This window comes from Luoshenia tenuis (assembly GCF_014384745.1).
Classification (GTDB): Bacteria; Bacillota; Clostridia; order Christensenellales.
In genome coordinates this window covers 72730-86042 of the sequence record NZ_JACRSO010000002.1, presented here as the reverse complement: position 1 = coordinate 86042, position 13313 = coordinate 72730, and the positions used below count along the sequence as shown (strand labels likewise).

Genomic DNA, 13313 nt, shown 5'->3' with positions numbered 1-13313 from the left:
TAAGATCATAATTTAACGATTTTTTGGTCGACCATTTTTTGCAGGCTGACCAATGCGCCCAGCAGCCCATGCTCATAAGTCAACCCGCCTTGAAAATAGGCGGTATAGGGCGGGCGGATGGGCCCGTCGGCACTCATCTCAATAGAAGCGCCCTGGGTGAAGGCGCCCGCGGCCATGATGACCTGGTGCTGATAGCCCGGCATATCCCAAGGCTCAGGCACCACAAAGCTATCCACCGGGGATGCGGTTTGTATCCCCTGGCAAAAAGCGATCAACGGGTCAGGCGCGCCAAACCGGATCGACTGGATGATATCGTAGCGGCTGTCGCCCGGCTTGGGCAGCACATCAAAGCCCAGGTTACTGTAAAGATGGCCGAATAACTCTGCCGTTTTTAAACTGGCGGCAACGACCGTCGGCGCCATGAACAGCCCCTGATAAAAGGGCTGATAACTGGCATAATAAGAACCCACCTCTTTGCCGATCCCCGGCGTAGTAAACCGTTCTGCGATTTTTTCGACGCAGGCCTTCTTGCCGGCGATATAACCGCCGGTTGGCGCCAGACCGCCGCCGGGATTCTTGATTAGCGAACCCACCAGCACATCGGCCTGTGGTTCGCGTGTCTGGGTAAATTCACCATAGCAATTATCCACTACAATGCACACATCATCCCGAATCTGGCGGATATAGCGGATCACCTCATCGATTTTCTGCACGGATAAGGAGGGGCGCCAGGCATAGCCACGCGAGCGCTGGATGAAGATTAGCCGAATACTTTCCTCTTTTTCCAGGCACAGGCGAATATATTCAAGGTCGAACTCTGCTTCATCGTTCAGCGCAGACTGCAGATAACCAACCCCCCAGGAAGACAGCGAGCCATCCCGGTTGCTCTTCATGCCGATAACATCTTCCAGCGTATCATAAGGCGCCCCGGCGATGGAAAACATCTTATCGCCCGGGCGTAGCAGGCCAAACAGCGCCAGGCCCAGCGCGTGCGTGCCAGAGGCGATCTGCGGGCGCACCAGGGCGTCTTCCGTCCCTAAAACATCCGCAAATAAAGCGTCCAGCGTATCCCGGCCGGTATCATCGTAGCCATACCCAGAGGTCGGGGCAAAGTGGCGCAGGGCGACTTTTTCCTTCTGAAATGCAGCCAGCACCCTGGCCTGATTGACTTTTGCGACCTCATCGATCAACGACTGAGCCCGCTTTGCGCGCATTTCCGCCTTTGAAACTGCCTCTAATACGGCTGGCGAGATATGCCACAGCGCGCCGATGGCTTGCATGCTATCTGAAATTGTCATTTTTATCCCTTCTTCATCTGACGCCTTCTACCCTGTTTTAATCTTCAGACGCAGGGGTATTCATTAAATCCTTGACCATGATCGCCTGCTGCGGCGTAACAGTGGAGATCGCGTGTTTATAGATCATCATCTGCTTGCCGTCACACTCGAACAGGACGACAAAGTTATCAAAGCCGCGCACCAGGCCGCGCAGCTGAAACCCATTGACCAGATGAATCGTTGACGGTATATGTTCTTTGCGGATTTGGTTGAGCATCAGGTCCTGTAAATTTGTGGTATTTTTAGCGTTCGTCATGGCAGTCAAACTCCTATCTTCACTTCAATCGTTCGAGGAATCAAATTCATATGCCTTTAAAGCCGCGAGCACCGTATCCACCATACTGGATACGGGCTGCTGGCCCGGCAACCATTGCACAAGCGGATCGGCCTTGAACCAGGTGATCTGCCGTTTGGCATACCGCCGGGAATCCTGTTTGATCTGAGCGACCGCTTCTTCCAGCGAACAAGCGCCGTCCAGGTATCCCAACAGTTCTTTATACCCCAGCCCCTGCATGGATTGCATTTGAGAATTACATCCCATCTTTTTTAAATGGGAAACTTCTTCAAGCAAACCGACCTTGAGCATTTGGTCAACTCGCTGGTCGATGCGCTGATATAAGCATTCCCTCGGCCAATCGAGTGCAAACATAATTGTATTATACACCATAGGTTTACGCAAGTACAACTTGCGGCTGGGCGGCAGAGGCTTCCCCGTCAGGAGTATGACTTCCAAAGCGCGGACAATGCGCTTTCGGTCATTTTGATGGATGCGCTCCGCCGAAGCAGGATCTAGCCGGATCAGCCGCTTATAAACCGCCGCGATCCCTTCTTGCTCAATTTCCGCCTCCAGCTTTGCGCGCAGCGCAGGGTCGGCAGGCGCATCGCCAAAGGTCATTGGCCGCAGGATCGCATCGATAAACAGGCCCGTGCCGCCTACGACCAGCGGGAGCTTGCCTCTTGCGGCAATGTCCTCTAGGATAGGGCGTCCCATCTCCTGGTACGCGGCGGCGGAAAAACTTTGAAAGGGCGATACTACCGATAACATATGGTGCGGAACACCTGCCATTTCCTCAGGCGTAGGTTTGGCCGAACCAATATTCATATCCTGATAGATCTGCATGGAATCCGCACAGACGATCTCGCCGCCCGTCGCCTTAGCTAAAGCAATGGATAACGCCGTTTTGCCGGACGCCGTGGGCCCCACCAGGGCGACTACCGGCTTTTTTCTGTTACTGTATGCGTCCAAATCGTTTCTCCAGCTCACTTTTCGTAATCGCGATAAAAATCGGCCGTCCGTGCGGGCAGGTCAACGGCGTCTTTTCCTTTTCGATCAGCGCAAGCAATGCGTTGATCTCCTCCTTTGACAGGCTGTCTCCCGCCTTGATCGCGTGCTTGCAGGCCATTTGCGCAATCCGATCCCGCTTTAGATCCAGCGGAGCGCGCACGCGCATATCGTCGCTGCGATCCAACAGCTCGTTAAAAAAACTCTGCGGCTGCGGATTCCCCATCACCAAAGGAACCGTGCGTATCTGGATAGCATTATCCCCAAAATCCTCGATCTCAAATCCCAGCTGGCTGAACCAGTCCTGCTTTTCCAAAAGCCGCACCTTATCGCTGGGCGTAAGCGTAACCACAGCAGGGACCAGCAGCGGCTGCTTGGCGACCTGCTGCGCCTCGATCTGGGCCGTATACTTTTCGTAAAGCAAACGCTCATGCGCGGCATGCTGATCGATCAGCAGTACGCGCTTGTCCATCTCCAAAATGATATACGTTTCAAAAGCCGTGCCAATCAACCGGCTGCGCTCGGAGACCGTGGGCTCTAAGACCGTTGTAGCATCTTTTCCATCCGGCTCCGGCGTTAAGACGACCTGCTCTTGCTGCAGCGCCCGGTCCGGCGCAACGTCTGTGCGCAGCGCCTCCACCTTAGCCTTTGTGACATGAACCTCCGGCCCAGCCCCTTCCCCCAGGGAGGTTTTCGCCGGTCCTGTACGGGCGGCGATATTTTGCTTCAATAACTCGGCCAGATGAAGCGTTGAATCCCGGTTGTATTCTCGCTTGGGCGGCATCTGCGGGGTGAAAGGTGCAGACCTTTCACCAAGGGGCGCCGGTTCCTGACGGTTTTCCGCTTGCGTGGTCTGCTGGCCTTGCCTTTTGTCTTGCACCTCATCCCGCCGCGAGGGGATCCAAGTACCCTTAGGGAGCTCCGCTTCGGGCTGCGGCCGCAACCGGGGCCTTGCCGCCTCGGTTTGCGCCTGCAGCGCGTTAACCACTGCACTGTGCACCTGCGCGCGCACCACATCTAGATTGCGAAAGCGCACCTCCAGTTTATTGGGATGGACGTTGACATCCACTTCCTCAGGCTCGACCACAATGCAAAGCACAAAAAATGGAAAGCGGTTGATCATTAAGCGTGTATCATACGCCGTTTCTACCGCATTAGCCAGGATGGCATCCCGCACATAACGGCCGTTGACGATAAAGGTCTCCCTGGCGCGGTTGCCGCGCGCCAGACTGGGCAAGCCAACATACCCGGAGATGCTAATGCCCGAATCCTCCAACGCAACGGGCAATACGCCCGTTGCTCCCTCTCGGCCATAAACGGTATAAACCGCGCTTTTGAGGTCCCCGTCGCCCGGACTATGGTAGATCAGCCGCCCGTCCACGATGAACTTTAGCGCGATCTCCGGGTGCGTTAGGATCAGCCGCGCGATCAGGTCGGAGACATATCCCGCTTCGCTGCGGGGCTGCTTTAAAAACTTGAGACGGGCGGGCGTATTATAAAACAGATCTTCAACGATCAGCGTCGTCCCTTCCGGGCAGCCCGCCTCTTCCTTGGCGATCAGCGTACCGCCTTCCATCCGCACCTGCGTGCCGATATCGCTATCCTGCATGCGGGTGCGCAGCGTCACGCGGGAAACCGCGGCGATAGAGGCCAGCGCCTCGCCGCGAAAACCCATTGTACGGATATGATCCAGCTCCTGCGCATCGCGCATTTTGCTGGTGGCATGACTTTTAAAGCAGGCCAGCGCGTCCTCTTCATCCATACCGCAGCCATTGTCCGTCACGCGCACCATCTGTATGCCGCCGGACCGAATCTCCACCGTAACGGCGCTGGCTCCGGCATCAAAGGCATTTTCAACCAATTCCTTGACGATAGAAGACGGGCGCTCAACCACCTCGCCAGCGGCGATCAAGTTCGCCGTTTCTTTAGATAGTACGTTGATCCGCCCCATGCTCTACTCCTTTTCCAAAACCTGTTGTTGCAGGTCATACAATACGCCGATGGCCTCTACCGGCGTCATGTTTCCGATATCCATATCCCGCAGCTGCTCGACGACAGGGTTGCTCTCCGGCGCAGCCTGCACCGGTACGAAGAGATCGATCTGCGCGGAAGATGCGCCGGGAGCCGCCAGGATATTGGCCCCGATAGAACCGTTGTTGATATCCGCTTCTTCCAGCCGCTTTAAGATCTGGCGGGCGCGCTTTAACACATCTTCCGGCAGGCCCGCCAGACGGGCCACCTGTATGCCAAAACTGCGGTCCGCCCCGCCGCGCTTGATGCGCCGCAGGAATATGATGTCTTCCCCATGCTCGCGCACCGTTACGCAATAGTTTTTAACGCCGGGCAGGCGCCCTTCCAGCTCTGTCAGCTCATGATAATGCGTGGCAAACAGGGTCTTAGCGCCCAGGATCTGGTCGTCGCAAATATGCTCCACCACCGCCCAGGCGATGCTGAGCCCATCAAATGTGCTGGTCCCCCGCCCGATCTCATCCAAGATCAGCAGGCTGCGGCTGGTCGCCTGGGCTAATATCTCGGCCATTTCGTGCATCTCTACCATAAAGGTACTTTGCCCGGCGGCCAGGTCATCCGAGGCGCCCACGCGGGTAAAAATTCGGTCCACCAGGCAAATATGCGCCTGTTTAGCCGGCACAAAGGAACCGATATGCGCCATCAGTACGATCAGCGCCACCTGGCGCATAAAGGTGCTTTTACCGGCCATATTCGGCCCGGTAATGATGGCCAAACGACCCTCATCCTGATCCAGATACGCATCGTTGGGGACAAACTGCTGCCTAGACAGCGTCTTTTCCACCACCGGGTGGCGTCCGCGTTTGATATCCAATACGCCAGACTCATCTATATCCGGTTTTACATACCCATTTTCGCGGGCAACCTGGGCCAGAGAACATAGCGCATCAATGGCAGCCAGGGCCTTTGCAGTCTGTTGGAAGCGCGGCACTTGTTCGTTTAAATAATCCCGAACGCCAGTAAAGAGCACATATTCCAACCGCACGCTCTTTTCTTCCGCCCCCAAGATCGTCTCTTCCATTTCTTTGAGTTCCTGGGTGATATAGCGCTCGGCATTGGCCAGGGTCTGTTTGCGCACATAGCGGTAGGGCACTTGAGCAAGGTTAGACTTGGTCACCTCAATATAGTAGCCAAATACCTTGTTAAAGCCGATCTTGAGGTTTTTGATCCCCGTCTCTTCCCGCTCGGAGGCCTCAAGCGCGGCGATCCATTCTTTGCCGTGCGCGGACGCCGCCCGCAGTTCATCCAGCTCCTCGTTATAACCCGGCGCGATCATCTTGCCTTCCCGCACGGAGATGGGCGGCTCCGGTGCGATAGCGCTGTTAAGCAGATCGGTCACCTCGGTGAACGGGTCGATCCGCCCGCACAGCGTCTGGATCAGTGTCACCGGCGCCTCCTGTAACAGGCTGATGATCTCGGGCAATACCGCCAGGGATTGCGAAAGCGCCAGACAATCCCGCGCATTGACGGAACCGTAGGCGATCCGCGCGGCTAAACGCTCAATATCATATATCTTTTTTAGATAAGCGCTCAACTCATCTTGCAGCATCAGGTTTTCGGTAAACCATTCTACCGCATCCAGCCGCTCCAAAATCGGCTTTTGTTGGATGAGCGGGTGTTCGATCCATCCGCGTAAGCAGCGCGCGCCCATCGCCGTTTGCGTCTTATCCAGCAGCCACAAAAGCGAACCTCTGCGGTTCTGGCTGCGCATGGTCTCCGTAAGCTCCAGATTCCGCCGGGTCGCCATATCCAAAACCATGTAACTTTGGTCTCCCTGGACGGATATGCGCCCAAAGTGCTTGAGAGAGCGCTTCTGGGTCTGATAAAGATAATGCAGCATCGCCCAACAGCACTGGATGGCCGCATCGCTTAAATTGAGTTCCTCCAGCGGCTGGCGGCCAAACTGTTTTTCAAGCGCCTTGCGCGCCTCAGGGTCGGTAAAATCCTCCTCCGGGGCTATGTGCAGCGCGGGGATCTGCCGCGGCCACTCGATATTTTTTAATCTCTCGGCCATATACGGGCTGGCCTGGATCTCGGCCGGCTGCAAACAGAACAGTTCATTGACGAACAGGTTTTCCCATCCGTCTGCAATGGCAAAGGTGCGCACCGAGAATTCGCCGGTGGACAAATCGCTCCACGCCATGGCGGCCACATCCCGGTCGCTATGGAGGAAGGCGAGGTAATTATTCTTTTTCTCGTCCAACATGGCTGTTTCGATCACCGTACCCGGGGTGATCACCCGAAGGACCTCGCGCTCAACCAGGCCCTTGGACTCGGCAGGATCCGTCATCTGTTCACAGATGGCTACCTTGTATCCCTTTTCAATGAGCCGGTTGACATACCCGTCTACCGCATGAAAGGGGACGCCGCACATGGGCGCCCGTTCTTCCAGTCCGCAATCCCTGCCCGTCAGGGTGATCTCCAGCTCTTTGGAAGCGACCAGCGCATCGTCAAAGAACATTTCATAAAAATCGCCCAGACGGTACATCAAAATGCAGTCTTTATATTCTTCCTTGGTGCGCATGTACTGCTGCATCATAGGGGTCAGTTCAGCCATTCTTTTCTCCTAATTTCATCCTTTGCAGCGTTCATTTCTTTAATTAGTGGCAACCGGCGCAGCTCTCGCAGGACCCGCTGCAGCTCCCCTCGCCCGAGGCGGAGCCGCCTACGTAAAAGCCGATGAGTGCGTTGACCTGTTTCATCATCTGCTGGAAAGCCGCCTGGGCTTCCAGCAGCTCTTTTACTTCGTCATTCTCGTTTAAGGCTTTTTCCGCCAGTTCCAAATCCTCGCTGGCCGCATGGATCTGCTCCGGCGTGGCGCCGGCAGTGGCCATCAACTGCTGCAATTCGTTGCGCTTGGTTTGGTAAAGGGCGATGCAGGCGCTGGCTACACCGCTCAGTTCAACTGCGGCCTGCGCCGTTTGCATACGCGTAAAAATCGGGGAATCGGCCAAAGCCTGCCCCAAAGACTGTGCGTGTTCGTATACTTCTTTCATCTCACCCATTTGCTTATACCTCTTTCTTAAACGTTATGGTTAAAAAGCCTCGTCGATCCGTTCTCCCCCCAGGGTATTGGGGTTCGCCTGTGTAATTTTGACAGGAACCATCTTGCCGATCAGGTCATCCCCGCCCGGGAAGGTGACCATGCGCCCGGCATCCGTCCGCCCCGATACCGCATGCGCGTCCCGTTTGGAGCGCGATTCCACCAAAACCGGCTCCACCTTACCGATTAGGCCCTGATGGATTTGGCCGGTAATGCTATTTTGCAGCTCGATCAGCTGATGCAGCCGCTCTTTTTTAACGGCCTCCGGGATCTGATCGGGCATTTGCGCGGCAATCGTCCCCTGACGTGGGGAATACATGAACATATAGGCGGCGTGATAGCGTACCTGCTGTACCAAGGAGAGCGTTTCTAGAAACTGCTCCTGCGTTTCTCCGGGAAAACCTACGATAATATCGGTCGTAAGCCCAATATGCTCTCCAACGCGGCCGCGCAGCTTGTCCACCAGGCGCAGGTAATCCTCCCGGGTGTAGCGCCGGTTCATGCTGCGTAAAACGTCGCTGCTGCCAGACTGTACCGGCAGATGCAGCTGGCTGCATACCTTCTGGTTAGAAGCCATGACTTCAATCAGCCGGTCCGACAGATCTTTGGGATGGGACGTCATAAAGCGGATGCGTTTTACAGGCTCGATCCGGCTGATCTGTTCAAGCAGTCCGGCAAAATCCCACTCCTCCGCCATACCGTGCCCATAGGAATTGACGTTTTGCCCCAGCAGCATGATCTCGCCATATCCCTGCGCCGCCACTCGTGAGACTTCCTCCAGAATTTCGGCATGCGGCCGACTGCGCTCGTGTCCGCGCACATAAGGGACGATACAATAGGTACAGTAGTTATCGCACCCATACATGATGTTGACATAGGCCGTTACCCCATCTTTGCGATGGGCCGGCAGATTCGAGCCGGCCAAAGCGTCGTTATGCTCCCAAACCTCCCGCACCGGTTCCCCCTCCAGGCACCGCCGCAGCAGCGCCGGGAAAGTGTGTAGATTATGGGTCCCAAATACGATATCGATAAACGGATATTTCTTGACCAGGTCGCGGGCGACGCTTTTTTGCTGCATCATGCACCCGCAAACTGCTATTATCAGATTCGGATCTTCCTCTTTGCGCTTCCGCAGCGCGCCCACATTGCCATGCACTTTTAATTCCGCATGCTCTCTGACGCAGCAGGTATTGAATATGATCAAATCTAGTTCTTCGCCGTTTCCGGCTTCGATATAACCCATGCTATCCAGCATGAACGCTAACTTTTCAGAATCGTGCGCGTTCATCTGGCAGCCATAGGTTTCAATTTTATATTTGCATTTACCTTCCGGCAGCCGGCTCATCACCCAGGCCATATCGCCGGCCAATCTATCGGCGGTATATTGCTCCTCTATCTGCGGCATGCAAAGCCTCACTTTCCCCACATTTTATATCGTTACAATATAATATTATAAGCGCAAAGGGCCGCCTTCGCAAGTTTTTCCATCATTCGACAGGCGCCGGCCCCAATAGCAAGATGGATATAGATTTTTAGCGAGAAATAAGGCGGAACTTTTTGTAAATTTGCCTTGACAAGCCGCAAGTCTTGTTGTATATTTATATTCGTCGCTGGCGCAAGTGCGAGCGAATAGCCCCGGGGTGTAGCGCAGTTTGGTAGCGCACGTGCTTTGGGAGCATGGGGCCGGGGGTTCGAGTCCCTCCACCCCGACCAGTATAGGCATGACCCCTTGGTCAAGCGGTTAAGACATCGCCCTTTCACGGCGGTAACAGGGGTTCGATTCCCCTAGGGGTCACCATTTTTCTTGCGGTCATGGGCCTTTAGCTCAGTTGGTTAGAGCGGCCGGCTCATAACCGGTTGGTCCGGGGTTCAAGTCCCTGAAGGCCCACCATTTATGGCCTGGTAGTTCAGTTGGTTAGAACGCTAGCCTGTCACGCTAGAGGTCGAGGGTTCGAGCCCCTTCCAGGTCGCCACCTTGCCTCGGTAGCTCAGTCGGTAGAGCAAGGGACTGAAAATCCCTGTGTCGGTGGTTCGATTCCACTCTGAGGCACCAATAAAAAAACACTTGCTAAACGGAAAGCTTTGTGATATAATAGTTCTCGTTCCTACTCCTGCTGGTGTAGCTCAATTGGTAGAGCAGCTGATTTGTAATCAGCAGGTCGCGGGTTCGAGTCCCATCACCAGCTCCAACATGGAGGGGTTCCCGAGCGGCCAAAGGGAGCAGACTGTAAATCTGCCGTCTTCGACTTCGATGGTTCGAATCCATCCCCCTCCACCATTAATTCCGTATGCGAGACTGGCGGAATTGGCAGACGCGCATGGTTCAGGTCCATGTGAAGGCAACTTCATGCAGGTTCAAGTCCTGTGTCTCGCACCAGAACAGACCAGATTATATCTGGTCTGTTTTCCTTTTACCCTCTACTTCTTAAATATTCGCTTCAAAGCGAAAGAGCGCTCGCGTGAAGAACCGCTTGCGCTCTTTTTTCTTTTAGTGCGTTTAGTGCGTTGCTTTTTTCTCCTATAACTTCTTCTTTCCCCTTAGGCATAGCGCCAAGCAATCTCACCCGTCAGCCGCAGCCCTTTGGGCAAATGGTTCTGCGCCCTCCCCTGCACGGCTTTGACCCAACCGATGGGAAATCCCTGCACGGCGATCCTATGCCACCCCTCCAATTCTTTTGAGATGCTAAAGGTCTCTCCCCGCAGATAATGCAGAATTTCCGCATCTTCGGCAGCATAATTCAGCAATGGCCCCTGTGCGGACGTAAACGGGGCCGTAGCCAATGCCAAAGCATGTGCAGGAATAAAGTACCGTTCCCGGTCTTCGCCCAGCTGAAGGCCGGGGAGAACGATTTTAAGCCCATCTAACGGCGGCGCATCTTGCGGCAACGCAAAGCATTGCCGTCCCCAGCAAATCACCCGCTCTGGAAGCGGCCGCATTGGCAATGCGGCGGCAAAAAAATCCGCCATGGCGCGCGAGGGTTTGTGTAAAACGGCTTTTATCTTATCCGGTTCGCGCTCCTCCTCCCCGTCTTTGTCCGCCTTTATAAAGGCAGCTAAAAACTGCCCTTCGCCCTGCAGGCGATGAGGATATAACCGCGCGCCGACGCCGCCGAACCCCATCTCCCATCCCGGGAACAGCGGCACCTCTTCCAGCGACAGGTCGGCATGCGCATCCAGATAAGCCTGGCAGACCTGTTCATTCTCGATCGTTGAAAAAGTGCAGGTGGAGTAAACCAATTTCCCGCCGGGTTTCAACATTTGATAAGCCGCCTCCAGAATCTCGGATTGGCGCAGCGCACAGCCTGCATTGCTCCCCTCCTGCCATTCCTGGCGCGCATCCGGATTTCGCCTGAACATGCCCTCTCCCGAACAGGGCGCGTCCACCAAAATACGGTCAAAATACCCCGGGAAGCGCCTTGCCAACATCTGCGGCTTTTCTGCCGTTACGATCGCATTTTCAACGCCCAGCCGCTGCAGGTTCTCCGCCAGCACGCGTGCCCGGCTCATGACCGGTTCGTTTGCGATCAGCAGCCCCTCTCCCTGTAAGGCCGCGGCCAACTGTCCGGATTTACCGCCCGGCGCGGCGCAAAGATCCAACACCCGCTGGCCCGGTTGCACCTTCAGCTGTACGGCGGGCGCCATGGCGCTGGGCTCTTGCAAATAATAAACGCCGGCAGCGTGCAGCGCGTACCGCCCAGCCCGTATACCTTCCGGTAGAATGCGCCCCTCCGGACACCAGGGCACAGGCTGCCCCTGCCAAGGCAATAGCGCCTCTAGTTTAACCAGGTCTCCTCTTAAAGGGTTGAAACGCAGTCCTTTGACCGCCGGGGCGCGCATCGCCTCTTCATAGGCTGGATAAGCCTCTCCCAGCAGCGCGCGCATCGCATCGTCAAATCCCATCGCGCGTATCCCTCCTTTTTTCAGGGGTATTATATCATAACCCGGCGGAGGCGGCAAAAAGCGGAGCCCTTTTTTCGGGCTCCGCTTTGAGTGAATAAGGCTTACAACAGGATGCAGATCAATCCGCCGCTGCCCTCGTTGATGATGCGCTGTAAAGTCTCTGCGATCTTCATCTGGGCATCCTCAGGCATACGGGCTAATTTATTAGACAGCCCCTCTTTGACCAGCTCGTGCAGCGACTTGCCGAAAATATTGGTATGCCAAATCTGCTGCGGATCGTTCTCAAATTCGGATAGCAGGTATTTGACCAGCTCCTCGCTCTGTTTTTCCGTCCCTACTACCGGAGATACCTCGGTTTCGATATCTACCCGCATCATGTGCAGCGAGGGTGCGCTGGCCTTGAGCTTTACGCCAAAGCGGCCGCCCTGCTTGACGATCTCCGGCTCCTCCAGCCGCATTTCTTCCAGCGTAGGTGAAACCAGGCCATACCCGGTCTCCCGTACGCTGCGGATGGCCTCCGCCACCCGGTCGTACTCCTGTTTGGCCGCCGCTAACTGTTTGAGCAACGCAAACAGGCAGTATTCGTTTTCCACCGGGAAGCCGCACTCTTCAGAGAGCACCTGATAATACAGCGAGGGTTGGGTGACGACATCCAGCGTGACCTTACCCTGCCCCAGGTTAATATCGCCCATCTCAACGCCCGTGATGCGCTCTGATTCGCTAAAGGCCTCCAGGAACTGGCTATAATCCCGTACCCGGGACATATCCTCAGACGTTGTGCGGATGGTATCCAGCAGCTCTGCTACCAGTTCGTGCTCCGGCGAGAGCACCTGGATCCAGCGGGGGATCTCAAAGGCGATCTCGGTCAGCGGGAATTCAAAGAGCACATCGGATAGGATCGAGAGGATGTCGTCCAGCGTCATCTGCATGACGTTTAGTACCTTGACCGGCACATCGTATTTCAGCGCCAGCGTCTCGGCCAGCTTCTGCGTTTCTTCCTCCTCCGGGTGGATGGTGTTCATCACCAGCACGAAGGGTTTGCCCAGCTCTTTCAGCTCGGCGATCACGCGCTCTTCCGCTTCGATATAGCTCGGGCGCGGAATATCCGTGATGCTGCCGTCCGTGGTGATGACCATGCCGATGGTGGAGTGATCGGCGATCACCTTGCGCGTGCCGATCTCCGCCGCCTCTTTAAAGGGGATATCCTGTTCAAACCAGGGCGTGCGCACCATGCGCTCTTCCCCATCTTCGGTGTAGCCCAGCGCGCCGCGCACCAGGTAACCCACACAATCCACCAGGCGGATCTTTAGGACAGCGCCCTGCTGCACCTCTACAGCCACAGCCTCGTTCGGGACAAAGTGGGGCTGCGTGGTCATGATCGTGCGTCCCGCCCCACTTTGGGGCATCTCGTCGATCACGCGTTCGCGGGCGTAGGCGTCCTGCACGTTGGGCAGCACCATCAGGTCCATAAATTTTTGGATAAAGGTGGATTTGCCGGTGCGCACCGGCCCGACCAGGCCGATATAAATATCCCCGTTGGTGCGCTGCGCGATATCTGAATAAAGGTCAAATTTTTCCATCCCAAAACCCCTCCCTTAGCATTTCCCCATGGTCTTGTCTTTTCTATTCCTATGTGCCAAGGACTGGCTGCATGCATGGATTTTGAAATAATCGCGCGCTTTTTATGGGCAGCAAAAAAGCGCGAGTTTATCATCGCGCTTCA

9 protein-coding genes and 8 tRNA genes are annotated in these 13313 nt (G+C 55.6%); 8 read left to right on the top strand and 9 right to left on the bottom strand.

Going from position 1 to position 13313, the window contains the following annotated elements; genetic code table 11:
• Positions 1 to 5: 5 nt before the first annotated feature.
• Genes H8699_RS05285 through miaB form a run of 7 tightly spaced genes read right to left on the bottom strand, consistent with a single transcriptional unit; the run spans position 6 to position 9095 of the window.
• Positions 6 to 1298 carry a methionine gamma-lyase family protein gene (locus H8699_RS05285; RefSeq protein ID WP_249284789.1) on the bottom strand — a complete coding sequence of 431 codons (1293 nt, stop codon included), beginning with the start codon at positions 1296 to 1298 and terminating at the stop codon, positions 6 to 8.
• A gap of 37 nt (positions 1299 to 1335) precedes the next feature.
• On the bottom strand, positions 1336 to 1593 hold the full coding sequence (gene hfq, locus H8699_RS05280; protein ID WP_147517920.1) for an RNA chaperone Hfq: 258 nt from the start codon (positions 1591 to 1593) through the stop codon (positions 1336 to 1338).
• Positions 1594 to 1617: 24 nt separating this feature from the next.
• On the bottom strand, positions 1618 to 2583 hold the full coding sequence (gene miaA, locus H8699_RS05275) for a tRNA (adenosine(37)-N6)-dimethylallyltransferase MiaA (protein WP_249284788.1): 966 nt from the start codon (positions 2581 to 2583) through the stop codon (positions 1618 to 1620).
• A complete protein-coding gene (mutL, locus tag H8699_RS05270; protein WP_249284787.1) occupies positions 2567 to 4570 on the bottom strand; it encodes a DNA mismatch repair endonuclease MutL in 2004 nt (667 codons plus the stop codon). Before mutL ends, miaA begins: the two co-directional genes overlap by 17 nt.
• 3 nt (positions 4571 to 4573) lie before the next feature.
• A complete protein-coding gene (gene mutS / locus H8699_RS05265) occupies positions 4574 to 7204 on the bottom strand; it encodes a DNA mismatch repair protein MutS (RefSeq protein ID WP_249284786.1) in 2631 nt (876 codons plus the stop codon).
• A 43-nt stretch (positions 7205 to 7247) separates the two neighbouring features.
• Positions 7248 to 7652 carry a YlbF family regulator gene (locus H8699_RS05260; RefSeq protein ID WP_249284785.1) on the bottom strand — a complete coding sequence of 135 codons (405 nt, stop codon included), beginning with the start codon at positions 7650 to 7652 and terminating at the stop codon, positions 7248 to 7250.
• 30 nt (positions 7653 to 7682) lie between these two features.
• Positions 7683 to 9095, bottom strand: coding sequence for a tRNA (N6-isopentenyl adenosine(37)-C2)-methylthiotransferase MiaB (gene miaB / locus H8699_RS05255; protein ID WP_249284784.1), 1413 nt, complete (start codon positions 9093 to 9095; stop codon positions 7683 to 7685).
• 231 nt (positions 9096 to 9326) lie between these two features.
• Between miaB and H8699_RS05250 the strand changes: the two genes are divergently transcribed.
• From H8699_RS05250 to H8699_RS05215, 8 genes are all read left to right on the top strand, one after another.
• Positions 9327 to 9403: transfer RNA gene (locus H8699_RS05250), tRNA-Pro, on the top strand.
• A 10-nt stretch (positions 9404 to 9413) separates the two neighbouring features.
• Positions 9414 to 9488 (top strand) — tRNA-Glu (locus H8699_RS05245).
• A gap of 16 nt (positions 9489 to 9504) precedes the next feature.
• A tRNA-Ile gene (locus H8699_RS05240) sits at positions 9505 to 9581 on the top strand.
• Between the two features lie 5 nt (positions 9582 to 9586).
• Positions 9587 to 9663, top strand: a tRNA-Asp gene (locus H8699_RS05235).
• 4 nt (positions 9664 to 9667) lie between these two features.
• Positions 9668 to 9743, top strand: a tRNA-Phe gene (locus H8699_RS05230).
• Between the two features lie 60 nt (positions 9744 to 9803).
• Positions 9804 to 9879: transfer RNA gene (locus tag H8699_RS05225), tRNA-Thr, on the top strand.
• A 4-nt stretch (positions 9880 to 9883) separates the two neighbouring features.
• Positions 9884 to 9968, top strand: a tRNA-Tyr gene (locus tag H8699_RS05220).
• Positions 9969 to 9980: 12 nt separating this feature from the next.
• Positions 9981 to 10067 (top strand) — tRNA-Leu (locus tag H8699_RS05215).
• 161 nt (positions 10068 to 10228) lie between these two features.
• On the opposite strand, the gene H8699_RS05210 is transcribed toward H8699_RS05215, so the two are convergent.
• Complete coding sequence (locus tag H8699_RS05210; protein ID WP_249284783.1) at positions 10229 to 11590, bottom strand: RsmB/NOP family class I SAM-dependent RNA methyltransferase; 1362 nt, start codon at positions 11588 to 11590, stop codon at positions 10229 to 10231.
• A gap of 101 nt (positions 11591 to 11691) precedes the next feature.
• On the bottom strand, positions 11692 to 13170 hold the full coding sequence (gene spoIVA / locus H8699_RS05205) for a stage IV sporulation protein A (protein WP_249284782.1): 1479 nt from the start codon (positions 13168 to 13170) through the stop codon (positions 11692 to 11694).
• Positions 13171 to 13313 lie beyond the last annotated feature (143 nt).